Source organism: Metabacillus mangrovi (assembly GCF_009711125.1).
Classification (GTDB): domain Bacteria; phylum Bacillota; class Bacilli; order Bacillales; family Bacillaceae; genus Metabacillus_B; species Metabacillus_B mangrovi.
Map to the genome: position 1 here is coordinate 22,360 of NZ_WMIB01000028.1, position 21,962 is coordinate 44,321.

At 45.8% G+C, this 21,962-nt stretch carries 25 protein-coding genes and 1 riboswitch; of the genes, 19 read left to right on the forward strand and 6 right to left on the reverse strand.

Annotation, left to right across the window (positions count from 1 at the left end; all coding sequences use genetic code 11):
* The first annotated feature begins 89 nt into the window (after positions 1–89).
* The 3 genes from GKZ89_RS18540 to GKZ89_RS18550 all read left to right on the forward strand — a co-directional run bounded on the left by GKZ89_RS18540 (position 90) and on the right by GKZ89_RS18550 (position 2,129).
* Complete coding sequence (locus GKZ89_RS18540) at positions 90–944, forward strand: ABC transporter ATP-binding protein (protein WP_155113892.1); 855 nt, start codon at positions 90–92, stop codon at positions 942–944.
* The gene (locus GKZ89_RS18545; protein ID WP_155113893.1) at positions 941–1,687 is read left to right on the forward strand and encodes an ABC transporter permease; all 747 of its coding nucleotides are present in this window, start codon (positions 941–943) and stop codon (positions 1,685–1,687) included. Before GKZ89_RS18540 ends, GKZ89_RS18545 begins: the two co-directional genes overlap by 4 nt.
* Before the next feature lie 241 nt (positions 1,688–1,928).
* Positions 1,929–2,129, forward strand: coding sequence for a DUF6440 family protein (locus tag GKZ89_RS18550; RefSeq protein WP_155113894.1), 201 nt, complete (start codon positions 1,929–1,931; stop codon positions 2,127–2,129).
* A 119-nt stretch (positions 2,130–2,248) separates the two neighbouring features.
* Here GKZ89_RS18550 and GKZ89_RS18555 read toward each other — a convergent pair whose 3' ends face one another.
* Positions 2,249–2,947 (reverse strand): SGNH/GDSL hydrolase family protein, encoded by a 699-nt coding sequence (locus GKZ89_RS18555; RefSeq protein ID WP_155113895.1) that lies wholly within the window; start codon positions 2,945–2,947, stop codon positions 2,249–2,251.
* Positions 2,948–2,950: 3 nt separating this feature from the next.
* The gene (locus tag GKZ89_RS18560; RefSeq protein WP_155113896.1) at positions 2,951–3,547 is read right to left on the reverse strand and encodes a TetR/AcrR family transcriptional regulator; all 597 of its coding nucleotides are present in this window, start codon (positions 3,545–3,547) and stop codon (positions 2,951–2,953) included.
* 238 nt (positions 3,548–3,785) lie between these two features.
* On the opposite strand from GKZ89_RS18560, the gene GKZ89_RS18565 reads away from it, so the two are divergent.
* The 6 genes from GKZ89_RS18565 to GKZ89_RS18590 all read left to right on the forward strand — a co-directional run bounded on the left by GKZ89_RS18565 (position 3,786) and on the right by GKZ89_RS18590 (position 8,806).
* A complete protein-coding gene (locus GKZ89_RS18565) occupies positions 3,786–4,211 on the forward strand; it encodes a YbaN family protein (RefSeq protein WP_241680323.1) in 426 nt (141 codons plus the stop codon).
* Between the two features lie 146 nt (positions 4,212–4,357).
* On the forward strand, positions 4,358–4,957 hold the full coding sequence (locus tag GKZ89_RS18570; RefSeq protein ID WP_162357083.1) for a GNAT family N-acetyltransferase: 600 nt from the start codon (positions 4,358–4,360) through the stop codon (positions 4,955–4,957).
* A 63-nt stretch (positions 4,958–5,020) separates the two neighbouring features.
* A riboswitch (purine riboswitch) is annotated at positions 5,021–5,122 on the forward strand.
* A gap of 42 nt (positions 5,123–5,164) precedes the next feature.
* Positions 5,165–6,898, forward strand: coding sequence for an adenine deaminase (gene ade, locus GKZ89_RS18575; RefSeq protein WP_430697634.1), 1,734 nt, complete (start codon positions 5,165–5,167; stop codon positions 6,896–6,898).
* Positions 6,899–6,944: 46 nt separating this feature from the next.
* Positions 6,945–7,610, forward strand: coding sequence for an FHA domain-containing protein (locus GKZ89_RS18580; RefSeq protein ID WP_155113898.1), 666 nt, complete (start codon positions 6,945–6,947; stop codon positions 7,608–7,610).
* Positions 7,611–7,734: 124 nt separating this feature from the next.
* Positions 7,735–8,535 carry a class D beta-lactamase gene (gene blaOXA / locus GKZ89_RS18585; protein WP_155113899.1) on the forward strand — a complete coding sequence of 267 codons (801 nt, stop codon included), beginning with the start codon at positions 7,735–7,737 and terminating at the stop codon, positions 8,533–8,535.
* Positions 8,536–8,653: 118 nt separating this feature from the next.
* Complete coding sequence (locus GKZ89_RS18590; RefSeq protein WP_155113900.1) at positions 8,654–8,806, forward strand: YpzG family protein; 153 nt, start codon at positions 8,654–8,656, stop codon at positions 8,804–8,806.
* A gap of 113 nt (positions 8,807–8,919) precedes the next feature.
* Here the strand turns inward: GKZ89_RS18590 and gvpT are convergent, their stop codons facing one another.
* Positions 8,920–9,972, reverse strand: a complete 1,053-nt coding sequence (gene gvpT, locus GKZ89_RS21065) for a GvpT/GvpP family gas vesicle accessory protein (RefSeq protein WP_155113901.1) — start codon at positions 9,970–9,972, stop codon at positions 8,920–8,922.
* A 19-nt stretch (positions 9,973–9,991) separates the two neighbouring features.
* Entirely contained in the window at positions 9,992–10,333 is a 342-nt protein-coding gene (locus GKZ89_RS18600) for a YflT domain-containing protein (RefSeq protein ID WP_155113902.1), read from the reverse strand.
* A gap of 347 nt (positions 10,334–10,680) precedes the next feature.
* Between GKZ89_RS18600 and GKZ89_RS18605 the strand changes: the two genes are divergently transcribed.
* A complete protein-coding gene (locus GKZ89_RS18605; protein ID WP_155113903.1) occupies positions 10,681–11,691 on the forward strand; it encodes an IS1595 family transposase in 1,011 nt (336 codons plus the stop codon).
* A 36-nt stretch (positions 11,692–11,727) separates the two neighbouring features.
* Here GKZ89_RS18605 and GKZ89_RS18610 read toward each other — a convergent pair whose 3' ends face one another.
* Together GKZ89_RS18610 and GKZ89_RS18615 are read right to left on the reverse strand one after the other, a co-directional pair.
* Positions 11,728–11,943: a hypothetical protein gene (locus GKZ89_RS18610; RefSeq protein ID WP_155113904.1), complete on the reverse strand. Its 216-nt coding sequence runs from the start codon at positions 11,941–11,943 to the stop codon at positions 11,728–11,730.
* A gap of 130 nt (positions 11,944–12,073) precedes the next feature.
* Positions 12,074–12,613, reverse strand: coding sequence for a cupin domain-containing protein (locus GKZ89_RS18615; protein WP_155113905.1), 540 nt, complete (start codon positions 12,611–12,613; stop codon positions 12,074–12,076).
* A 195-nt stretch (positions 12,614–12,808) separates the two neighbouring features.
* On the opposite strand from GKZ89_RS18615, the gene GKZ89_RS18620 reads away from it, so the two are divergent.
* The 9 genes from GKZ89_RS18620 to GKZ89_RS18660 form a co-directional block, all read left to right on the forward strand.
* Entirely contained in the window at positions 12,809–14,713 is a 1,905-nt protein-coding gene (locus GKZ89_RS18620; RefSeq protein ID WP_155113906.1) for a PTS mannitol transporter subunit IICBA, read from the forward strand.
* Between the two features lie 64 nt (positions 14,714–14,777).
* Complete coding sequence (locus tag GKZ89_RS18625; RefSeq protein ID WP_155113907.1) at positions 14,778–16,862, forward strand: BglG family transcription antiterminator; 2,085 nt, start codon at positions 14,778–14,780, stop codon at positions 16,860–16,862.
* 5 nt (positions 16,863–16,867) lie between these two features.
* On the forward strand, positions 16,868–18,010 hold the full coding sequence (locus GKZ89_RS18630) for a mannitol-1-phosphate 5-dehydrogenase (protein WP_155113908.1): 1,143 nt from the start codon (positions 16,868–16,870) through the stop codon (positions 18,008–18,010).
* A gap of 344 nt (positions 18,011–18,354) precedes the next feature.
* Complete coding sequence (locus tag GKZ89_RS18635; RefSeq protein ID WP_155113909.1) at positions 18,355–18,558, forward strand: helix-turn-helix transcriptional regulator; 204 nt, start codon at positions 18,355–18,357, stop codon at positions 18,556–18,558.
* A gap of 3 nt (positions 18,559–18,561) precedes the next feature.
* On the forward strand, positions 18,562–18,987 hold the full coding sequence (locus GKZ89_RS18640) for a hypothetical protein (protein WP_155113910.1): 426 nt from the start codon (positions 18,562–18,564) through the stop codon (positions 18,985–18,987).
* An 88-nt stretch (positions 18,988–19,075) separates the two neighbouring features.
* Positions 19,076–19,738, forward strand: a complete 663-nt coding sequence (locus tag GKZ89_RS18645) for a hypothetical protein (protein WP_155113911.1) — start codon at positions 19,076–19,078, stop codon at positions 19,736–19,738.
* A 26-nt stretch (positions 19,739–19,764) separates the two neighbouring features.
* Positions 19,765–21,180, forward strand: coding sequence for a Na+/H+ antiporter NhaC family protein (locus GKZ89_RS18650; RefSeq protein WP_155113912.1), 1,416 nt, complete (start codon positions 19,765–19,767; stop codon positions 21,178–21,180).
* 395 nt (positions 21,181–21,575) lie between these two features.
* Entirely contained in the window at positions 21,576–21,725 is a 150-nt protein-coding gene (locus tag GKZ89_RS18655) for a VOC family protein (RefSeq protein ID WP_338324951.1), read from the forward strand.
* Positions 21,726–21,857: 132 nt separating this feature from the next.
* Positions 21,858–21,962 (forward strand): helix-turn-helix domain-containing protein (locus GKZ89_RS18660; protein ID WP_155111715.1); only part of this gene is annotated, 105 nt, incomplete at its 3' end.

Genomic DNA, 21,962 nt, shown 5'->3' on the forward strand with positions numbered 1-21,962 from the left:
TACGACTTTCCCCTTACACTGCACTAAACTTTAAAACAGATGGGGAGCTTCATCAAACACCCAACTTTTTAAATAGGGGAGAGGAGTAAATGGAAGAACAAACAGTGATTCATGCTGAACAATTAACCAAACAGTTCAAAAATGAACCCGCCTTAAAAAAAATAAGTTTTTCAGTCCGTTCAGGTGAAATATTTGGATTTTTAGGTCCCTCTGGATCAGGGAAAACAACTACGATTAAAATCCTAACCGGGCAAATGGCACAAACGTCAGGAAAGGCAGCGGTATTAGGAAAGCCAATCGAACAAATCAATGAAAGCATTTATGAGCAAGTCGGCATTGTGACAGATAACAGCGGATTATATGAAAGAATGACCGTATACAGCAACTTGAAGCTTTTTGCAAAGATCCTGGGAATTGATAAAGAACGGATTGATGATCTTTTGAAAAGAGTAGGCCTGTTCGAGCACAAGAATAAAATTGCCGGTAAGCTCTCAAAGGGAATGGCGCAGCGGCTCGTTTTAGCCAGAGCTATCCTGCATCATCCCAAGGTGCTCTTTTTAGACGAGCCAACGAGCGGCTTAGATCCCAGCACAGCTGCAGCTGTTCACGAATTGCTGCTGGAACTTAAAGAAACGGGGACGGCTATTTTCCTTACGACCCATAATATGGACGAGGCGGCTAAACTATGTAATCATGTTGCTCTTCTTCATGAGGGGGTAATTGTAGAGCATGGGGCTCCTCAAGCGCTGTGCCTAAAGTACAACCGAAACAAACAGTATCAGATCCGATTGGAGGATGAGCGGGAATTTATACTGCCTCACTCTGAGGAAACAGGGGAAAAGATCCGGCAGTGGATCGCCAATGGTGAGCTTGTTACGATTCATTCCAATGAACCGACATTAGAAAAAGTGTTCCTGGAACTGACGGGGAGGGAATTGCGTTGAGGATTTCAGCAAGAAAAGTCAGAGCCATCACGGCTATGAAATTTCAGACGCTGCTGAATAATACGGGCGTCATGTTAGGGCCGATTCTCGCTTTGGGATTTGTGATCGGCATAAAGAATATTATGCCGGATGTAGATGTAGATAATAGTGGAGTATCCTTCTCAACGGATGCATTCGCCTTGAGCTTCGGGATTATTTTCAACATCGCGATAGCAGGAATCTCTATGAGCAGTGCGCCATTAGCAGAAGAAAAGGAAAAGAACACATTGAGGGTACTCATGACGTCCTCTGTAAACAGCCTGGAGTACTTGATAGGAACCCTGCTCCCCCCTTTGCTGCTGTTGATCCTGGTCAACCTGCTGATGATTCCTGTGAGCGGGTCTTCATTTGGGGAAATCCCATTTGGAACCTTCTTCATCATGACAACTGCAGCGAGCCTGATCAGCCTGATCATCGGGTATATAATTGGAATTCTCTCGAAAAATCAGGCACAGGCTTCCTTATTAGGCACGCCAATCACTTTGCTGCTGACTTCCGTACCGGCAGTGAAGCTTCTCCAGGAGGATCTGTCCGCCATATTGGATTATACGTACACAGGGGTGCTGACAAACTATGTGAACGGTATCGTCTCCGAAAACGGGTATATATGGAATGTCACCGACATCGGAGTACTCATAGGCTGGCTGGTTGCTTCTTTAGCAGTTTTTGCATACGCCTATAAGAAAAACGGACTGGATCGATAAGCAGTGTTTATTCTCCAATTAAAACCATTGGCTTTGTTAAAGCATGGTGTTGATCTTTTAACACCTGTTGATTGGAGTGGAAGGTGCGAGACTGGGAGCTTGAGAGCAGCGGGACAGGTGAGACCCCGCAGGCGCAAAGCGGCGAGGAGGCTCACCGCCCGCTCCGCGGAAAGCGAGCGCCTGCAACGGAAATCAACAGCCAAGTTTAACAGAGCTAAATCATTAAAGGAGTGGATGATTCATGTTTGGTAAAAAAACCGAAAAGCGTTTTGATGAAAAGCTGGTGCAAAATTCTCAGCACGGCCTGATTTATATTCTCGTTGACCGTCAAACAGGAGTAAACTATTTGCATACGTGGAACGCACAGGGCAGCGGACTTACCCCCTTGCTGGATGAGAAAGGTGCACCGATAGTGGAATGGATAGAGGATGCTGATAAATAAAATGGCAGGGACGGATCTTTAGGATCCGTTCTTTTTTAGTTTTCATATAGGTAGACTGGCATCATACTTTCCTAATTTATCCTCCGGCTAATTCACTCCTTTATCAGAATAAAGTCTATCTAGTGAAGTGCATCTATTCTTTCAAAACCAAGCTGATTGATCTCAGCCGAATAGGCGTCTGCAACGATTTGGGCCCCTGCACTGTTTAAATGAATTCCATCCAATGTAAAATGGAGGCCGCGCTTTTCTGATAAGCGGTCAATGCTTGCAGGCTTCTTATAAAAAAGCACATCCATCATGACCCTCATGACCTTCGTGCTGATGTAATCAGAGCAGCTGACATCGGATAAGTGCTCTTCGAAGACGGATTGAAGGTTTAGAAAATGGACATTTGGGTGCAAGCGGATGACCGATTGGATCAGGGCATTTAATTCTCTTAATTCACGATTAGAAGCATTAGTCAATTCTTCACCGATGAGCGCGGGTGTTACGGCTACTGTCTTTTTTGAAGATGCTAAAACGAGCTCCAGTGATTTTCGGTAAAATTCTCTGAACTCATCTTGATTCTCTGCCACAGGCTGTGCCTGAACGCCCAATAGTTTGGAATAAACATCATTTACTCCAATCCACAGAAAGGCAAGATCGAAATCAGAATCCAATTCAGTCTTTGAAAGCCGGGTGTATAAACTTTTGACGGACTCTCCAGGTTTCCCGAGGTTGTGAAATGTATGATGCGGAAATTTTTCTAACAGGATTTTTGCAAAAGAAATGCCGGGACGCCCCTCTGTTAAACTGTCTCCAATTAATCCGATTTTCATTTTTTATGTCCCCTTTGCTTTAATGGAATTTAAAAAGATGGTTATTGCCTGGTTAAAAAGAGGCTCAAGTGCAATCAGTTCCTGTGTGTTCGTCAGCTGGCACAGTCCGCCAAGCCATGTACCTAAAAGAACAGTCCGTTGATCATTGTTTCCGGCTGAGAATTCTCCCTTCTCTTCTCCTTCTTCAAGGATTGCACGGTATGCACCCATCGGAATAACCGCCAGCTCATACAATTGCTTCACGGATTCAGGACTTGAATCTTGGTTCGAAGCAAGCTCCTGACCTGCCTTTAGTAAAGGAGTTTGATAATTATAAAGGACGTGCAAGGCCATACCGTACATTTTCTCTGATGCTGTCCCATACTCCGCTTCCTTTACACTCCACTTGTCATACCAATCCTTCATCGTTTTTTGAGCCAGCAGTACAAAAAGCTTTTCTTTATTCTGAAAGTGATAATAGATGTGTCCTTTGCTGTAGCCTGATGCTTTTGAAATGTCTTGTACGGACGTTTGCGTATACCCCTTTTGAGAAAACAGGGTAAAGGATTGTTTCAGTATTTCACGTTTGGCAAGTTCACTGTTGTACCTTCTTTTATCCAATAGCTCTATGAACTCCTTTCTTAAATTGAACGGCTGTTCTATTTTATTATACATTTTTTAACATGGAAAAAATATCTTTTTATAGAAAGATGAAAAAAAAGGTTGGCTGCTTGAATAAAAGGAAGTGTACAGGCATATATAGTCATTGAATTTCCATATTTTTATCCAGGTATAAGCTTTGGAGGTTTGGATTTTCTTTGTTAAAGTGGAGAGAAGGATAAACGGCAGGGGAGATTTCATGAATACAATGAAAATGATAAAAACGATCCTGTTGGTTTCAATCGGATCGATTGCACTCGTTATCGGGATTGCAGGAACGTTCCTGCCGGTTCTGCCGGGCGGTCCGTTTTACCTGATTGCGGTCTTTTGCTTTGCGAGAAGCTCAAAGAGGGCAGACCGCTGGTTCAAGAACACCTGGGTCTATAAAAAATATGTCCTGGCATTCCTGCAGAAAAAAGGAATGAAGCGGGCCGAGAAAATCAGGATTAATCTGATAGCCGATGCGTGTATCCTGGCTTCCATCCTGTATGTGGACATCCTTTTTGTGCGGATTGTTCTCATCATCCTGGCTCTCTATAAACACTATTACTTTATATATAAGATTAAGACGATTCACCCGCACACTGCAGAAGAAAGTGTAGATTCCAAGAGCACAGGTACTTAATGTCGGCCTGCATCATTACAAGCAAACCTCTTTTTCCATCCGTGGATCAAGAGGTTTTTCCAATTTTTACAGGCGGTTGCTAAACTAGGGAATTCCCTTTATTATTTAGTTAAGTTCACTAAACAATAAAAAGGATGGTGCTAAGCTTGAGACTTATCATAAAAAAAGGGATTCCATCCCACCTCGTCTCAGATGCTGCAAAAATCTTTACGGAAGCTTTTGAGCGGAAGTTTGTCAGGATTATTGGAAATAAACAGAGAGCACATCAGTTATTTTTAAAAGGATTTAATCCTCAGAATGCACTATGCGCAATAACGGAAGAGGGAGAGCTTGTGGGGGTTGCCGGTTATCATATGAATGGGAAATCTCTCGCTGACCTGACCCTTAAGGATTTTATCGACGAATTCGGTCCATTTAAAGGAAGGCTTAAAGCATTTGCAGCTCATGTGCTTTTCAGCAGAAAGCCGTCTCATCCTGAAGAATTGTTAATGGATTCAATCTCGGTTTCTGCATCGTCCAGAGGAATGGGAGCAGGCACGAAGCTTTTTGCGGCACTTATCGAGCTCGCTGAAGAAGGAAACTATACTTCAATCAAACTCGATGTAATCGATGAGAATCCGCAGGCAAAAAAACTGTACAGCCGGCTTGGATTCAAAGTGGTGAAGCATCAGAAGGTTCCGGGATTCATTAATCGGCTCATTGGTGTCAGCGGAGTATCAACGATGGTGAAATCCATAAAACCCTGATCAGCCGAGTAAGCTCTCTGGAATAACCATTGACTCCACCATGTGAATCCATTAACATAAGAAAAACAATTCAATCAAGCACCTCGTATAATCTTGGAGATAAGGTCCATAAGTTTCTACCAAACTGCCGTAAATAGTTTGACTACGAGAAGAATAGAGCTATTTTTGCCAACTCTTCTCCTAAGTCCATGTGAGAGGAGTTTTTTTATGCCGATGAATCAGCTAAAACAGAGAATCGATGCCGCAGCAGGGAATGAAAAGGCAGATCTTCTCATTACAAATGCCTGGGTGGCAGATGTGTTTAATCATGAGATTGTAAAGATGGATCTCGCCATTAAGGACGGAGAGTTTATCAGCAGCACGAAGCGGGAAGCTAAGGAGATTCTTGATGCGGAAGGGATGTATCTGATTCCTTCCTTCATTGATTCGCATGTTCATATTGAATCTTCCATGGTGACGCCGGCTGAATTTGCGAAGGTTGTATTGCCTCATGGAGTGACGACGGTCATCGCGGATCCGCATGAGATTGCCAATGTGGCAGGGGCAGAGGGGATCCGTTTTATGCTGGAGCAGTCTGAGAAGCTGCTGCTGGATGTGCGGATGATGCTGCCCTCATGTGTTCCGGCAGCCGCCTTTGAGGAGAGCGGGGCGGTACTTCGCGCGGAGGACCTGGAGCCGTTCGCGGATCATCCAAATGTCCTCGGGCTTGCTGAAGTGATGGATTACCCGGCCCTGCTTAAAGGAGACGGGGATATGCTTCGGAAAATTAGCATGGCTAATAGCCGGTTGATGCCGATTGACGGGCATCTTGCAGGGCTTTCACCGGAAATGATTGACGTGTACCGGTCTGCCGGAATCCGGACAGATCATGAAGTCACCACAGCAGAAGAAGCACTGAACCGCGTGCGCAGGGGGATGTACGTCCAAATCAGGCAGGGTTCTGTCGCGCAGAACCTTCCTGCTGTTGTTGAGGCCGTGTCCAGCCGGAACGCGAGGAGGTTTATTCTCTGTACGGATGATAAGCATCTCGATGAGCTGAAGGAGGAAGGCAGTATTGACCACCTTGTCCGGCTTTGCATCAAAAGCGGGATCGAGCCGCTGACCGCGATTCAGATGGCCTCCCTGAACGCGGCTGAATGCTACGGGCTGAAGAAGAAAGGGGCCATCGCACCCGGGTTTGAAGCGGATTTTATCCTGACAGATGATCTGGAAGCTTTGCCGATCCGCCGTGTATTCCGCAAAGGAGCGGAAGCAGCGACCGGCGGAAGAATGATCAGCAGGAGCACCCTCGAGCCCATTCAAGCGGAGAAGAGTCTGAGTGACTCTGTGCATATCGGATCGTTTCCTGAAAACAGGCTTGTCCTGTCTGTTCCGGCTGACCAGGAAGTACCCGTTATCCAGCTGATCCCGAATGAGCTTGTTACGAAAAAACGAATGGAAAAAACGAACGCCTGTAACGGTGAGTTTGTGCCATGTACAAAACGGGATCATTTGAAGCTGGCAGCGGTTGAGAGACATCGAGCGTCAGGGAAGGCAGGCATAGGAATCGTCAAGGGCTTCAAATTCACAAGCGGGGCGATTGCCTGTACCATAGCCCATGACTCACACCATATTATGGCGGTGGGGACCCATGATGCAGCGATCCATGCTGCCATTATACGCCTTCAGGAATTAAAAGGAGGCATGGCCGTAGCCGGCGAAACAGGAAGGATTCTTGCAGAGCTGCCTCTCTCCATCGGCGGGCTTATGTCAGACAGGCCGTATGAGGAAGTCATTGAAAACATGGAAAAGGTGCATCATTCTTTAAAAGAAATCGGGTATCAGGAACCGTTTAATCCGTTCGTCATGCTTTCCTTCTTAGCGCTGCCTGTCATCCCGGAAATTAAACTGACGGTAAACGGTTTGTTTGACGTAAACGCATTTACTTATCTTTCTTTTTAAAGGAACTTGTTATAATGGGTGAAAAGCAGATCAGGAGGTCTTGCCGATGCACCAAGTATGCCTCAGAGTGGAAGAAGGCCATGGTTATGTACAGGGGGACCGCATTCCACTGCAGCGCAGCAAAATTCTAATTGGAAGAAAATCCGGCGGCAGCAAGCTGGACGTTCACTTTTCCAATCCATACATATCAAGAAAACATGCCGTTATTTTATGTGAAGATGGAATGTATACAATCACCAATTTAAAAAGCAAGCATGGCCTTGATGTAAATGGCTATCCGCTGGATCCGTTCCAGCAGACTGTGCTCTGTGACCAGGATGTCATTTCGCTGGCAAAAGGAGCAGTGAAACTCACCTTTATTAATCAGGCTGAAACGGAACATGAAAAAACGAGGGATCTGGTCTTGGAGCAGGAGCTGTTCAAGATCTGCAGAGAGAAGCGCCGGGTCTATATTCAAGGGGAGCCGCTGCAGCTGAACGGAAAGGATATGGAACTGCTCCTCTTACTTGATGACAACTGTGACCGGGTTGTTCTGTACGAGGAGATAAAAAAGCAAATATGGCCGGAGAGATTCACTGGCTGCCACAGCATGCCGGACATGGTCGATCAGGAGGAACTGACTGCACTCGTTTATCGCCTTAGGAAAAAGCTTGGGTCAGCAGGCGAAAAAATAATCACCGTCCCCCGGACAGGCTATATGCTGGAAAAATAGAAGGTACCGAACATTCAGTCATTTATCAGATTTTTATCATTTTTTTCTGATGGTTCTCCCATGTTAGGAAAAAGGTTCCGCTGTTACAATGGGACTGTAAAAACAAATGGGGAGGAAGAGGCAAATGAAAAAGGGAAAGAAGGTTGCCGTTCTGGCTGCATTAGCAGCAGCTTTCGCACTGACGGTTTGGGTGAAGCCGGAGGCAGAAGCACTCGCCGGCCAGGAGAAGATCAGGAAGCTTCAGGCAGAGGAATTTTTCACTTCTCATGATGGTACCTTTGTCCTTCATGATGTGAAAAAGGACCAGTCCTATGTTTACAACGAAGAGCGTGCAATGGAAAGAACGGCTCCGGAATCCACTTTCAAAGTGCCCAATGCTTTGATCGGCCTTCAAACAGGTGCAGTGGAGGATGAGTACGACATTAAATATTGGGACGGAACGGAAAGGGAAATACCTGTCTGGAACCAGGATCACACCCTTGGATCTGGAATGAGGTATTCTGTTGTCTGGTATTACCAGGCGATGGCCCGTGACATCGGGGAGCAGAGGATGAAAGAATGGATAACGAAAATTTCATACGGGAACAAGGATATCAGCGGCGGAATCGACCAGTTTTGGCTGAGCAGCACGCTTAAAATATCCCCTATGGAGCAGGTGGAATTTATGAAGGCCCTGCACAAGGAAAAGCTGCCTTTCGATAAAGATGTCATGAAGACGGTTAAACGGATGATGGTTCAGGAAGAAGGAGACCGCTATACGATTTATGCCAAAACGGGGCAGGGATCGGGAAAAGGCTGGTATACCGGAATCATTGAATCCGGAAAACGAACGTTCACGTTTGCTGCTCATATTGACGGGACATCTGCAGATGCAAAAGAGATCACAAGGAGCATTTTAACGAAACATAAGCTGATTACACAGTAATGTGCGGCAGTTAAACAAACGTTTGATTAGCTCATAAATTTTCATGAAAGAGACAAGCTATATAAGATATTCCTCACCGAATATCCGCAAGCTATCCTGATGACGAGGTGAAGAACGAATGAGTTACCGTGACCAATTAGATGAACATTCCGCACAATTTCACCACAATTGGACAAGGCCGAAGCGTTCCAAATCGCAAGTCAATGGGCACACCGAGATGTCGCAGACGAATATTATTCTGCGCAGCAACGCAAAAGCCCATCGCTGGTAATCAGCGGATGAGGAATATTCCAGGGTTCTTCCTGGAAAAGGAAGGTCCGGTTATCCGGGCCTTCCTTTTATGGAAAAAAAAACAGCCTGATATAATCAGGCTGCAGCCGAGAATCAGCCAGTGGCTGTATCGTCATCAGCAGTTAAGATTGTGCTTCTTTTGCGTTCCGGTTCTTCCTGCTTTGAGGATTGGTTATCGAGCTTTTGGTCTGTGCCTTTTGCTCTGGAAGAGGACTTAGAAGGAGCTCGTTTCGTTTGTCTTGATTTTGTACCTGCACTTGGTTTTGCTGTGCTTTTTCTCGCAGCGGCTGTCCGTTTAGAAGGAGCGCTCTTTTCCTGTCCTTGCTTCGAATCTGCCGTTTTCCCGCTGTTTTCTTCTTCTTCCTGCTTTGCACGAGCCTCTTCTTCTTCCTCTTCCTCTTCTTCCTCTTCATCGTCTTGCTGGCTGCCGTCCTCTTCTTCGTCTTCGGAATCAGACTCCTGTTCGTCTTCATTGTGCTCGGCACTTACAGGCTCTTCTTCTTCTTCCTCTTCCTCATCTTCTTGCTGATCGTCCTCGTACTGATCGTCCTCATCGTCTTCAAGATCATCCTCGTTTTGGTCCTCATTCTGATCTTGATCTTCTTCATCATACTCAGCAGACTCTCTGCCTGTATATTCTTCTTCTTCCTCATCTTCATCTTCAGGGAACTCCGTGGAGTACTTGCCCATTTTTTCATTGAGCTCTTTCATTTGTTCCTCAAGCTGTCGTTTCTGTTCTTGTAAGGCTTGGTAATCCTCATCATTGTTCTGTTCGTTCTTGCCTTTTTTCGATTTACGGCTGCTTTTCTCCTTTTGGCTGCTCTGAGTTTCATTTTCTGAACTCATTTCCTGCTCATCCGCACCCTCTGGAGTTTCCTGGCCGTTTTTCTTTTTCTTCATGAAATTGAGCTTTCCAAGAGCCTTCTTGGACTTTCCGCCAATGCCTTCGAGATTTTTTGTCACCTTGCTCATATCTGTATCAATTCCGGCATTCTTCAAAGCTTCATTTCCCATAAGGGTAAGGATCTTCCTGCTTCGTTCAGGTGTAGCAAAGTATCCTACGGTTGCACCAAGGATCCCGCCGGCTACTGTACGTTTCACTGTATTTCCTTTAAACATGTTTTTAGCTAGCTTAGACTTGTCCATTGTTTTCCGCCTCCTTTATTTAAAATGTAACTTCATCCGTGTTTGTGACGATTAAAAGGGTTTTTCCCTTATCCAATTCTTCTTCGAGCTGTTCCGCTTTTTTCGTATCAAAGCCGATTTTCTGCATCTTAACAACGAGTTTGTCATCTTTGCTTCTGAAAATGTTCTTAGTTGCTGTCCCGACCCCGGTTACCTTCACGCCGACTTTGTTGGCATCCGTTTCTTTCCGGGAGCGTCTGACATGATCGTTGTCATGAGAGAGAATATAAATATCCTCGTCACGAACCCCGTCATTGCGGATTTTATCAATTGCCTCTTTTAAATGCTCATCATTATGAAATAGCTTGAATTTTGGACCCATTAGAATCGCCTCCTGAAAAAGAGTTTCCCGAATAAGGTGAACATAAACCGATAAAGTTGTATTACCAGTACATTATTTAAGAAATGAGCGGAAAGTCCCCTGTCTTGATTGGAATGCATCTCCAATATATAGGAAAGAAAAGAAATGGAGGGGATAAAAGGGGATCAACCCACTGGTCATCCTTTTCATGCATAGCCAGGGAAGGGATGGGGGAGTTGCGGCTTGCTTAGAAGAGGGACTGGCAGCTGCCAGTCCTTTTTCAAAAAGGCTGTTTTCGTATAGATTGTTGCTTTCTTGACCATATTAATAGAATGTTGATATAATACGGTTTCGGGAGGCGTTCAGCTATGTGGTTAGACATCTATGAAGAGTTCAACGAACTATCAAAATCAGAACAAATGGCACTGTTTAATGCTATGAAGGAAGACTTGTTTCCAGATGAACCTGATAAAATTACAGAGTTGCTTAAAACCATTAGAGAAGCTCGTTTTGCTTCTGGTATAGGTTGTGTTCATTGCGGGAGTACATCGGTAAAGCGAAATGGTAAATACCGTACAAGACAACGCTATTTATGTAACGATTGCGGTAAAACATTCAATGATATGACGAACACACCATTTTCAGGTTCTCGTTACCCAGAAAAATGGGTGAAATATATTGAAATGATGGTAGAAGGATATACACTTCCTAAAATTGCTGAACGCCTTAAAATTCACATCTCTACTGCATTCTATTGGAGACACAAAATTTTGAACGCATTAGGTAGTCTTGGATTCGAACAGCTCAAAGGAATTGTTGAAAGTGACGAAACATTCTTTAAAGAGTCGATGAAAGGGGAGCGAAAAATTACCCATAGAGAACCTAAAGAACGTGGTGGTAAAGACCCAAAGAGAGGGATTTCAAACCTTAAAATCGCTGTGGTTGTAGCCCAAGACCGTAATGGTAATGCAGTAGCTCGAAAAGCTGGCACAGGGCGTGTTAGGGCGGAAGAAATAGACCTTGTGATTGGAAAGTATATAGAACCGTCTGCTTTGCTATGCACAGACACAGCAACGAATTACAAGAAATTTGCCAAAATAAAAGGCTTACAACACGAAGCTATAAACGAGAGACAAAAACAACGTGTAAAGAAGGGTATATTTCATATCCAGCACGTAAATAACTTTCATCATCGTTTAAAAGATTGGATGGACCGTTTTCAAGGTGTGGCAACTAAATACTTGGATAACTACCTTTACTGGTTTCGTTGGCTTCAATTAGGGAAGAATTTAGCATTTGAAAAACAAGTTGAGCAAATGTTTATTTCAGCCTGCCAAAAATCAAATAAAACAACGGTTCTATCATTGCGAGCAATATAAAAAGAACCACCCAAAGATGGTCCTAACGAAAAAAATTTAACGTGTATCAACTTTCTTTGAAATTAAAGATATTAGAGCCAATATTACGGTCGTAAAGAGAAAGAAGATTGTTCCCAAGAAACCCATAATTGCAAATGAAGTTCCTCTATCCATTTCATCTGGTGCTGCAAAATAATTACCTAATTGCCAGGATATTAAACAAATGACTAATAAAATGATTGAAACTGACAAAAGTTTGAATTTTTTAATCATATTTATTTCCCCCATTAATCTATTTAATTATCTAAATTATATCGCAAATAAAGATTTATACCATTATTTGTTATATTTTTCTTCAGTAAATAAAGACCTCAAAAAGCAACAAAGTTTACGAAAACAGCCTTCAAAAACGTTCAGCCTCATCCCGTTCGCAATCCGTGTAAGGACCGATATACGTTCCGGGCTTCACCGTCCGGGTCGCTTGCTTCCATTCATCTTGATCCATGCAGTATGTTTCCGCCATAACAGTGGCAGGGGTAAAGTGTAAAATATCAGATCCAAGCACAACTTCCGGGTTCAGGGAATTAAAAATGGCCAATAGGTGGGTTTGATCGGTCAATGCTTTTTCATAATGCCACCAGCCCTGGGGCACATTCACTGTCGCTTGAGGGCCGATCCTGTACTGAAGCAGCTGTTTCGTATTTGGATTCAAGATGGAAACTTCCGCTGCACCGGAGATGCAATAGACCAGCTCAGCGGCATTTTGATGGTAATGCGGCTCCACATAATTGCCGCGGCTCAAAAAAATATCAAGCAGGGAAGTCCTTACTGTGTTCAGCTGCCTGGCTCCCATGATGTTAATATAGTTGCGGCTGTCCTTACGGAAAAGAGTGCTGGCACGCGTATCAAAAGCGAATTGCGGAGAAGCGGTATGCTCATACATCGGCTGATCCCTCCAGGCTCATGCTATCTAAAAGCAGGATATGCGCCTATAGGCTGCAGGGTTCAGACGGCTTGCCGCCCGCATCAAAAGTTTTGACACCTTCCTCTGCGACAAAGTCACCTTTCTTATTGTTTGTATGAAAGCGTTTTATAAAATACACTTAAATCAAGACGTATTACAGAAAGGAAGAGCAGAATGGCTCAGAATAATATAAAAGTTGGGGTTCAAAAGTTTGGTAACTTCCTCAGCTCAATGGTTATGCCGAATATCGGTGCCTTCATTGCATGGGGATTCATTACCGCACTGTTTATTCCAACAGGGTGGCTGCCGAATGAAGCGTTAAATGAGCTTGTTGGACCAATGGTTACGTATCTTTTGCCGCTGCTGATCGGGTATACAGGCGGTAAACTCATTTACGACCAGCGGGGCGGCGTGGTCGGAGCCATCGCTACAATGGGTGTCATTGTAGGGACGGATATTCCGATGTTCCTTGGCGCGATGATTATGGGTCCGCTTGGCGGATTTGTTATTAAGAAATTTGATCAGCTGATTGAAGGGAAAATTAAAGCTGGTTTCGAAATGCTGGTCAACAACTTCTCAGCAGGGATTTTGGGAGGGCTGTTAGCCGTTCTGTCGTTCCTGGGTGTAGGACCGGCTGTTGAAACATTCACAGGCTGGCTCGTTGCTGGTGTAGACTGGATGGTAGGACTCGGAATTCTTCCTTTAACCAGCATCTTGATCGAACCTGCGAAAGTTCTGTTCCTGAATAATGCCATTAACCACGGAGTGCTTTCTCCAATAGCCCTTGAGCAGGCAAAACAGAATGGCGAGTCTGTCCTATTTCTTCTTGAAGCAAACCCTGGACCTGGCCTTGGAATTCTGCTTGCCTACATGTTCTTCGGCAAAGGCAATGCCAAGCAGTCAGCACCTGGTGCAGTCATCATTCAATTTGTCGGGGGAATTCATGAAATTTATTTCCCTTATATTCTAATGAAACCGAAGCTGATCTTTGCAGCAATATTGGGCGGAATGAGCGGTGTATTCACTCTTGTCCTTCTAGGCGGAGGATTGTCTGGTCCGGTTTCACCGGGAAGCATCATTGCCATTCTCCTTATTACTCCTAAAGACGGCGGGATGTACTTGGCGAACATTCTTGGAATCCTGATTGCTGCTGCTGTTTCCTTTGCCGTATCAGCCTTTATCCTGAAGACGAGCAAAGAGAAAGAAGCAGACCTGGAAGAAGCGGCAAACAGAATGCAGGAAATGAAAGGGAAAAAGAGCAGTGTAGCTGCTTCGTTTGCTTCCCAGACTCCAACTGGTGAATTCCCTGAGAACCCAAATAAAGTCATCTTCGCCTGTGACGCCGGAATGGGCTCCAGTGCGATGGGGGCTTCCATACTAAGGAAAAAGTTTAAAGAAGCAGGGTTGAACATCACTTCAGTCAATTCTTCGATCTCCAATCTTCCGAGTGACGCGGAAATCGTTATCACTCAGGAGGAACTGACGCCGCGGGCGAAAAACAAGGTTCCGAACGCGTATCATATTTCCGTGGACAGCTTCCTGCAAAGTCCGGAATATGATAAGCTCGTTGACCGTCTGCAAAATGCGTCTTCCGCTGAAGCTCCGGCTGAGGCTGAGGCAGCACCCGCTGCTGAGACAGCTTCCGATTCAGATGTGCTGATTAAGGAAAACATCTACTTGAATCAGAAATTTGCCGATAAAGACGAAGCGATCCGTTTCGCCGGCCGTGTGCTTGTGGACGGCGGTTATGTGGAAGAATCGTACATTGAAGCCATGATCGAACGGGATAACATGACATCCACTTATATGGGCAACGATGTAGCGATTCCTCACGGTACAGAGGATGCAAAAAAAGCGGTGATCAAATCGGGTGTGACCATCCTTCAAATTCCGGACGGCGTTGATTTTGGCGGACAGAAGGTACGACTTCTGTTCGGAATTGCCGGCAAGGACGGAACCCACCTTGAAATCCTTTCAGGCATCGCGGTCACTTGCTCTGAAATGGAGAACATCGAGAAGATGGCTTCTGCGCAAACAAAAGAAGAGCTGATGGATGTCATCGGCGGATTAAATAAATAACACTGGACCAGAAAGGCGGATTTCCGCCTTTCTATTCCTGTTTTTAGAGGAAAGGAGGAATGAAATGTTCGTCACCTCCAGAGAAAAAGCCATCATTGAGCTGATCATAAAAACATCGGGCAAGCATACAGCCCAGTCCGTTGCTGTCTACTTGAACGTCAGCATCCGGACGGTTCAGCGGGACTTAAAAAACATCGAGCAAATCCTAAAATCGTTTCAGCTGACTCTTGTTAAGACACACGATAAAGGCTTCTCCATCTCAGGCAAGAATGAAAACATCTTTAAGCTGATTCAGACGATGGCAAGCATTAAGCTCGTCGACTTATCAGCTGAAGAAAGAAAGCTGCTGATCCTGATCGGGCTTATGGAAGAAAAAGAAGCCATCAAGCTCGCTCCACTCGCCAATGATCTTGGCATCAGTGTAACGACGCTTGTCACGTATCTGGACGAGCTTTCCGGCTGGCTGAACAGCTTTGGGATCGAACTTTCCCGTAAAAAAGGGGTAGGGGTCGAGCTCGTCGCCCGCGAAGATGCGAAGCGGAGAGCCCTCGCAAGCTTTATCCTGATGTCTTTTAACGATGAGCTCATCGAAATCCTCTTCCGGAGCAGCAAAAATCAATCCGAAAAAGTACTGCATTACTTTAAAACGGAGTATTTAAAAGAGGCTGACCGGCTGCTCAGCAAGAAAAACAAAGGCTCCATCAAGCTTGCAGACAGTGCGTACATGGCCCTCGCTGTCCATTTATGCATTACGATGCAGCGCCATGAGGACGGTTTTGCCATGACAGAAACCGGACTGGATCCGCAAATAAAGGGCTACGAAGAATACGAGAACATGAAAGAGCTGAGCAAACAGCTTGAGGAGCGGCTCTCACTGACGCTGACTGAGGCGGAAATCCGCTTTCTCGCCGTCATATGGAGAGGATCAAACGTTCAGGCGGCAGGAGAAGTGTATTATGACAGTGTCGTCATCGGCCGTTCGATCAAACGGCTCATTCAAAGGGTATCCCAAAAGCTCAACATCGACCTGAATGCCGACTTTTCCCTGTTTCAGGGGCTGTTCGCCCATATGGAGCCTTCACTCTTCAGGATCAGGGAAGGACTGGCTTCCTTTAATCCGCTGACAGATGATATTAAAAAGAAGTATCCGGTTTTGTTCATGGCGGTAACGGCGAGCCTCGAAAAGGAGTTCAGCGATATCCGCTTTCCGGAGGATGAGGCTGCTTATATCGTCCTTCATTTTGGATCAGCCCTTGAGCTGCGCAAAGAGGAGATTGCTATCCGTGCACTGGTCATTTGCCCGACCGGTATTGGCACCTCCAAAATGCTCGCAAGCCGGATGAAGAAGGAAATGCCGGAAATTTCGTCGATTGAAATTACGTCATTAAAGGAAATACAGGAAGTGAATACGGCTGATTTTGATCTAATCGTCTCTACAGTAAGGCTTCCATTTTTCCAGCAGCAGTACGTGCTCGTCAATCCGCTGCTCAGTGAAGCAGATATTGAATCGATCCGGCATTTCCTCGGTGAGCAGATTGAAAGCTTTATGAAAAAGCAGCACTACGCAGAGCCGGCTCCGGGACCTGTCAGGCAGGAAACATCCATTCCGCAGAAACCGCTGGAAGATTTGCTTCAGGATATGGAAGATACACATCAAACCATTACGATGTTCCTGAAAAATCTTTCCGTAACCGACCGGAAAAATGAAGGCGGTCATAATCACCTGCTCTTGCAGATGGCAGCCGAATGTGAACAGGATGGGCTGCTTGAGCACGCGGGGGAAGCCGCAGAAAAACTGACCGAACGGGAAAGTCAGGCGGGACTTGGCATCCCGGGAACGAGCATGGCCCTTTTCCATGCCAGGCACAGCGGGGTTAAAGAATTTATCTTTCGGGTTGCACATGTCGACAGGCCTTATACGCTGAAAGGAATGGACAGGGAGGACATGCAGGTAAGGAACATCCTGCTGCTCCTCGCTCCGGAAGATGTGCGCCCAAGACAGCTTGAAATAATCAGCCTGATCAGCACAGCCATCGTAGAAAACAATGAAAACATGCTCATTTTTTCCTCATCAAACGAACAGATGATCCGCAGAAAACTCGAAGAAACATTCTACGCCTATTTGCAAAATAAACTCGTAAAGGAATGATGAAGATGAAAAGCAACGTTCATTTTGGAGCCGGAAACATCGGAAGAGGATTTATCGGAGCCTTGTTCTCCCAGTCAGGCTACCATGTCACCTTCGTAGACATTGCCGATGAGATCATTGATTTATTGAACAGCCAGAAAAGCTATAAAGTGAACACTGCTGCTGATCCTCAGGAAACAGCTGAAATCACCAGCGTGTCAGGCTTGAACAATTTGAAGCAGGAGCAGGAAGTCATTCAAGCAATCGGTGAGGCGGAATATGTGACCACAGCAATCGGCCCGGCGATCCTTCCGAGAATCGCTCCGCTTATCGCGAAGGGAATCTCCAAAAGAGTCCGTGAAAACGAAGCACCGCTATATGTGATCGCCTGTGAAAACCAGATCGGGGCGACCGATATCCTGAAAAAACATATTCTCGATCAGCTGGACGATGAGACAAAACCAATGCTCGAAGGAAAGGTGTTCTTCTTTAACTCAGCTGTCGACCGGATTGTACCGATTCAAAACAACAAGGGCTCCCTCGACGTACTCGTTGAAACGTACTATGAGTGGGTAGTGGAAACCGATCAGGAGATTCCGCATGTAGAAGGGATGACCACCGTTCCCGACCTGGCACCATTCATCGAACGGAAGCTCTTTACGGTGAACACAGGACATGCCGTCACAGCGTACTTCGGCTGGCTTGCCGGCAAGGAAACGATTGACGAAGCACTAAACGATCCGGCCATCTATGAGCAAGTGAAAAACACCTTGAAGGAAACAGGCGCCTATCTCACCCAAACATACGGACTGAATGAAGACGAGCACAATGCGTACATCGAGAAAATCATCAGCCGCTTCCAAAACCCATACCTGCATGACGGCGTGACACGGGTAGGCCGCTCCCCGATCCGCAAGCTTGGACCGGAAGACCGCCTCGTTAAACCGGCCAGAGAAGCAAGCCGTCTCGGGCTGCCGGTCGAAAACCTGGCAAAAGCCATCGCCGCTGCGCTGCTGTTCAATGTAAAGGAAGATCCGGAATCAGAAGAACTGCAGGGGATGATCCAAGAGCAAGGCTTAAGCCGCGTGCTTTCCGAAGTCAGCAAACTCGACCAGGGAAGTGAACTAACAGCGGAAATCACCGCTCAGTATGAGCAGATGAAGAAATAACAAGTAAAAAAGTGAGAAACACCCCGGGAACACCATGTTCCCGGGGTGTTTTGCATGTTTTTTGATCAATTTTTTCCGTATAGGCTGATCAGGCATGTGTTTTCAGGCAATTTTGGCGACTGATTTGGGGGAGCGGAGATTTTATTTGCGAAAAACCAGAAGATATTTGCGGAAAAATTTTTTTGTTTGCGAAAATCAGCCGGATATTTGCGAAAAAAATTTAATTTGCGAAACCCCTTAATGACAGTATTCAAATCTTCAGAAACTAACTAAAATGACAACAATCATTTACATTTTGCCAATAATCGTTTACAATCAAAAGGAATAAAAAGGGAGAAAATAACATGTTAAAAAATTCTGTAAGAGAGCTGCGTGCCCGGTGCAGGCTGACCCAGCAAGAGCTTGCCGAAAGAGCCGGAGTTTCCAGGCAGACAGTCGGGCTGATTGAAAAAGGAGACTATGCACCATCGGTTGCCCTTGCATTAAAGTTAGCCGGAATATTCAAAGTGCCTGTAGAAGAAATCTTTTTCCTGGAAGGAGGAGAGTAAACGATGCTGAAAAAAATCTTTCAGTCCCCTTTGTTCAATGCCATGCTGATTGGGATGCTGGGGCTCATTATGATTGGCAATCATTATCCTGAATGTGTTCCAGCATGGCTCGTACTTGATCCAATGGTACTTGGAATCCCCATCCTGATCCTGCTTGTATTCATTCCGTTCTATAACAAAAAACATCCTGCTGACCGGATCAAGCCGACCTTGATGCCCATGGAGTTCAGGGAAGAAGATGAAGGACAGCAGTGGATCACATTCAAGGCAACCCGTAAGGTTTACATCTTTTTTGCCTCCATCATTCCGGTAGCTATTGCAACAACGGCATATCTGAACCATCTTCCCTATCTGCCGGTGGTGCTGCTTGCGGCGATGGGTGTCACTCAGTACGTCATTTACTGGACGGAGCTGAGGAAGCATGCCTGACCGCCAGCTTCTGGTCTCTTTCTTACTCATTTGCCTGTTGCTTACCGGATTTTTTCTTTTTTTGCTATGGCAGCATAAAAAGGGAAAGATGACACAGCATCCCGTTAGGACCATCCTTGTGAAGGAATGCAAAATCTTATACTATGCCTTTTTCCGATGGAAGTGGAAGGAGAGAGGCGAGCAAATCCCCCTTCATAAAAATTCAGCATACTTCTTTCTTTTCCTCGCACTGCTGCATGAACAGATAATTGAGATGATTATCTTCCATATTTATTTAAAGTCTGAAGAGCCTTCGATTGCCAACATCTTTACTGCGCTTCATCTATACAGCATTCTTTACTTAATCGGAGACTACAACTGGGTCAGGAACAGTCCCATTCGAGTGGAGGGAGAACGGATTGAAATGAAGATCGGTGCGAGAAGAGAGCTTGTCTTCTGCACTGATGATATTGAGCGGATTCAAAAGACTTCTATCCGCTACGGTAAGAACGGAGGGATGATTCATGAAAAGCATGTATTCCATGCTACCGCCTTTCCGAGGGTATTGACTCATATTTTTGGAATCAGCGCCGAGGTGAAATATGAAATCATCTTTAAGGAACCGCTTTTCGCGGCTGGATACTTCGGCACAAAAAAACAGGTAAAAAAAGCATTTCTGTATTTAGAGCAATCCGAAAATCTTGCCGAGTTTTTAATGCAGAGAACAAAACACCCAGAGAATAAACCCCTCCCATCTTCCGCATCCTATTGAAGACCTTCATCAGATAGGGTGAGACGATGCAAAACGACTGGTTTTCTATTATCCCTTTTTTAATTGCCATCCCGATTGCCGTTAAAACGAAGCAGGTGCTGCCCGGCTTGTTTGCAGGCCTTCTCGCAGGTGCTTATTTATTGGAGCCTTCCTTCGCTGGAGGGTTAACGAAAATGATTGATCTTCTCGTGAAAGGCATTATTGATCCGGGCAATATTAAAATCTTCATGTTCCTCTATGCTTTTACAGGCCTGATTGGCATGATCAAGATTGCCGGCGGCATCAGAGGGTTCGTGGAAGCGGCATCAGCCAGGATTCAATCGAGAAAAGAAGCGCTCTTCCTCACATACATATCAACGCTTGGTACATTTGCTGCCCCAAGCTTCCGCTTCGTCACCATTGCGCCAATCATGCGTGCACTTTTGAAAAAAGTGAAAATGTCTACGCAGGAGCTCGGGTTTGTCATCGAAACGACAGCCACTCCTATCATTGTTCTCATTCCAATCGCTACAGCATTCGTCGGGTATATGACGTCTCTAGTTGACCTGGCGCTGGAAAACGAAAACATAAAAGAGGATGCCTATCAGCTGTTTCTGCAGAGCATCCCATTTAACTTCTTCTCTTATGTCCTCATCCTTGTCGGCATTTATTTCAGTTTTTTCCATCACTCCAAATCAACCGAGGAAAGCGACCCGGACAAGGTTGGTGAAAAAGAGCAGGAGGAAGAGGACTGGCATACGTGTGATCCGTCAGTCGGGAAAGACCTGCCGGAAAAACCGTGGAACCTGTTCGTCCCGCTCATTCTCGTTGTCGGCCTGACGTTCCTCTTCACATGGTGGGACGGCCATCAGAAGACAGCGGGATTTTTTGCAGCCTTCATCAAGGCAGATGTGATGACGGCAATGCTGACCGCTCTGCTTGTCGCACTCATTCTCACGTTTCTGTTCTTCCGCTTTCAAAAAATGAAAACCGGCGAGCTGCTAAACAGCTTTATCCTTGGAGGAAATGATCTCATGTCGGTCATTATCCTGCTTGCCTTTGTATGGGGGCTGTCCTCTGCCAGTGAAGAACTCGGCTTCTCCCGATTTATCACGAGCCACTCGCAATGGATTCCCGGAAACCTGCTCGTGCCAATCCTGTTTGTCTTTGGGGCCGCCGTATCCTATTTTATCGGTTCCGCCTGGGGAACATGGGGCATCCTCATGCCGCTCGGCGTTTCCATCGCCATCGCATCCGACCTGTCCCTCCCGCTCGTGATTGGAGCCGTATTCGCCAGCGGAACGTTCGGCGCCTTCGCCTCTCCGCTCAGCGATGACACGAACACAATTGCGCGGATCCTGAATCTCTCGGTAATTAAATATGCCCGTTTCAAGCTGAAGCCGGCACTGATTGCAGCGGGGATCACAGTGGTTCTGTATACGGCGGCTGCGTTCTTTTTGTAGGGAGGAGCGGCGTTGGATGGTCAGAACCAGGGGGGTGCTCTGACCCCACATTCGCTAAAGCACTAAACCTCCGTCCCCGTCATGGATAAGTGCCGGCTGGATAAGGGTTTGGAGCGTGGAAGCTTGTTCCCCCGCTCCTTTAAAGCAAGTGGGGTCAGTGCAGAACTCTGACCCCACATTCGCTAAAGCACTAAACCTCCGTCCCCGGTATGCACAAGTGCTGGCGGGACAAAGGGTTGGAGCACAGAAGCTTGTTCCCCCATTCCTTTAAGGCAGGTGGGGTCAGAGCACAAAGGTATCCAGTCTGCCCCAATTCAGAAAATGATGCGCTGCTGAAGAAGGAATCCGGCAGTTCCGCTAGAATTTTAACGGCATAACGAAAAGGAGTGAGTGCGATGCAAAACCAGACCATCACCCCGTTTTTTATGTTTTCCGGACAGGCGGAAGAAGCGATGAAGTTTTACACAGCTGTTTCAAGGGATTGGGCATCCAGAGCATCTTCCGCAATGAGGATGGAACCGTGCAGTATGCGGTTTTCGAGCTGAAGGGACAAACCTTTATCATCTCCGGCGAGAAGACCTCAACTTCTTGCGAAGTGTAAAGTGGGGGGATGAATCGCTTTTCACTTGAATGAAAGAACATCAGTTCCCTATAATAGATATAGGAGGTGAAAACGTTTGAAAACGCACAAAGCCTACAAATTCCGAATCTACCCAAACAAAGAACAGGAAATTCTCATCAACAAAACAATCGGCTGCTCGCGGTTTGTGTTCAATCATTTC

Bases quoted from the DNA above. Each gene is read 5' to 3' on its own strand.
- GKZ89_RS18540 (WP_155113892.1), top strand. From the start codon at position 90: ATGGAAGAACAAACAGTGATTCATGCTGAACAATTAACCAAACAGTTC.
- GKZ89_RS18550 (WP_155113894.1), top strand. From the start codon at position 1,929: ATGTTTGGTAAAAAAACCGAAAAGCGTTTTGATGAAAAGCTGGTGCAA.
- GKZ89_RS18555 (WP_155113895.1), bottom strand. From the start codon at position 2,947: ATGAAAATCGGATTAATTGGAGACAGTTTAACAGAGGGGCGTCCCGGC.
- GKZ89_RS18565 (WP_241680323.1), top strand. From the start codon at position 3,786: ATGAATACAATGAAAATGATAAAAACGATCCTGTTGGTTTCAATCGGA.
- ade (WP_430697634.1), top strand. From the start codon at position 5,165: ATGCCGATGAATCAGCTAAAACAGAGAATCGATGCCGCAGCAGGGAAT.
- GKZ89_RS18580 (WP_155113898.1), top strand. From the start codon at position 6,945: ATGCACCAAGTATGCCTCAGAGTGGAAGAAGGCCATGGTTATGTACAG.
- blaOXA (WP_155113899.1), top strand. From the start codon at position 7,735: ATGAAAAAGGGAAAGAAGGTTGCCGTTCTGGCTGCATTAGCAGCAGCT.
- GKZ89_RS18590 (WP_155113900.1), top strand. From the start codon at position 8,654: ATGAGTTACCGTGACCAATTAGATGAACATTCCGCACAATTTCACCAC.
- gvpT (WP_155113901.1), bottom strand. From the start codon at position 9,972: ATGGACAAGTCTAAGCTAGCTAAAAACATGTTTAAAGGAAATACAGTG.
- GKZ89_RS18600 (WP_155113902.1), bottom strand. From the start codon at position 10,333: ATGGGTCCAAAATTCAAGCTATTTCATAATGATGAGCATTTAAAAGAG.
- GKZ89_RS18605 (WP_155113903.1), top strand. From the start codon at position 10,681: ATGTGGTTAGACATCTATGAAGAGTTCAACGAACTATCAAAATCAGAA.
- GKZ89_RS18610 (WP_155113904.1), bottom strand. From the start codon at position 11,943: ATGATTAAAAAATTCAAACTTTTGTCAGTTTCAATCATTTTATTAGTC.
- GKZ89_RS18615 (WP_155113905.1), bottom strand. From the start codon at position 12,613: ATGTATGAGCATACCGCTTCTCCGCAATTCGCTTTTGATACGCGTGCC.
- GKZ89_RS18620 (WP_155113906.1), top strand. From the start codon at position 12,809: ATGGCTCAGAATAATATAAAAGTTGGGGTTCAAAAGTTTGGTAACTTC.
- GKZ89_RS18625 (WP_155113907.1), top strand. From the start codon at position 14,778: ATGTTCGTCACCTCCAGAGAAAAAGCCATCATTGAGCTGATCATAAAA.
- GKZ89_RS18630 (WP_155113908.1), top strand. From the start codon at position 16,868: ATGAAAAGCAACGTTCATTTTGGAGCCGGAAACATCGGAAGAGGATTT.
- GKZ89_RS18635 (WP_155113909.1), top strand. From the start codon at position 18,355: ATGTTAAAAAATTCTGTAAGAGAGCTGCGTGCCCGGTGCAGGCTGACC.
- GKZ89_RS18640 (WP_155113910.1), top strand. From the start codon at position 18,562: ATGCTGAAAAAAATCTTTCAGTCCCCTTTGTTCAATGCCATGCTGATT.
- GKZ89_RS18645 (WP_155113911.1), top strand. From the start codon at position 19,076: ATGACACAGCATCCCGTTAGGACCATCCTTGTGAAGGAATGCAAAATC.
- GKZ89_RS18650 (WP_155113912.1), top strand. From the start codon at position 19,765: ATGCAAAACGACTGGTTTTCTATTATCCCTTTTTTAATTGCCATCCCG.
- GKZ89_RS18655 (WP_338324951.1), top strand. From the start codon at position 21,576: ATGCAAAACCAGACCATCACCCCGTTTTTTATGTTTTCCGGACAGGCG.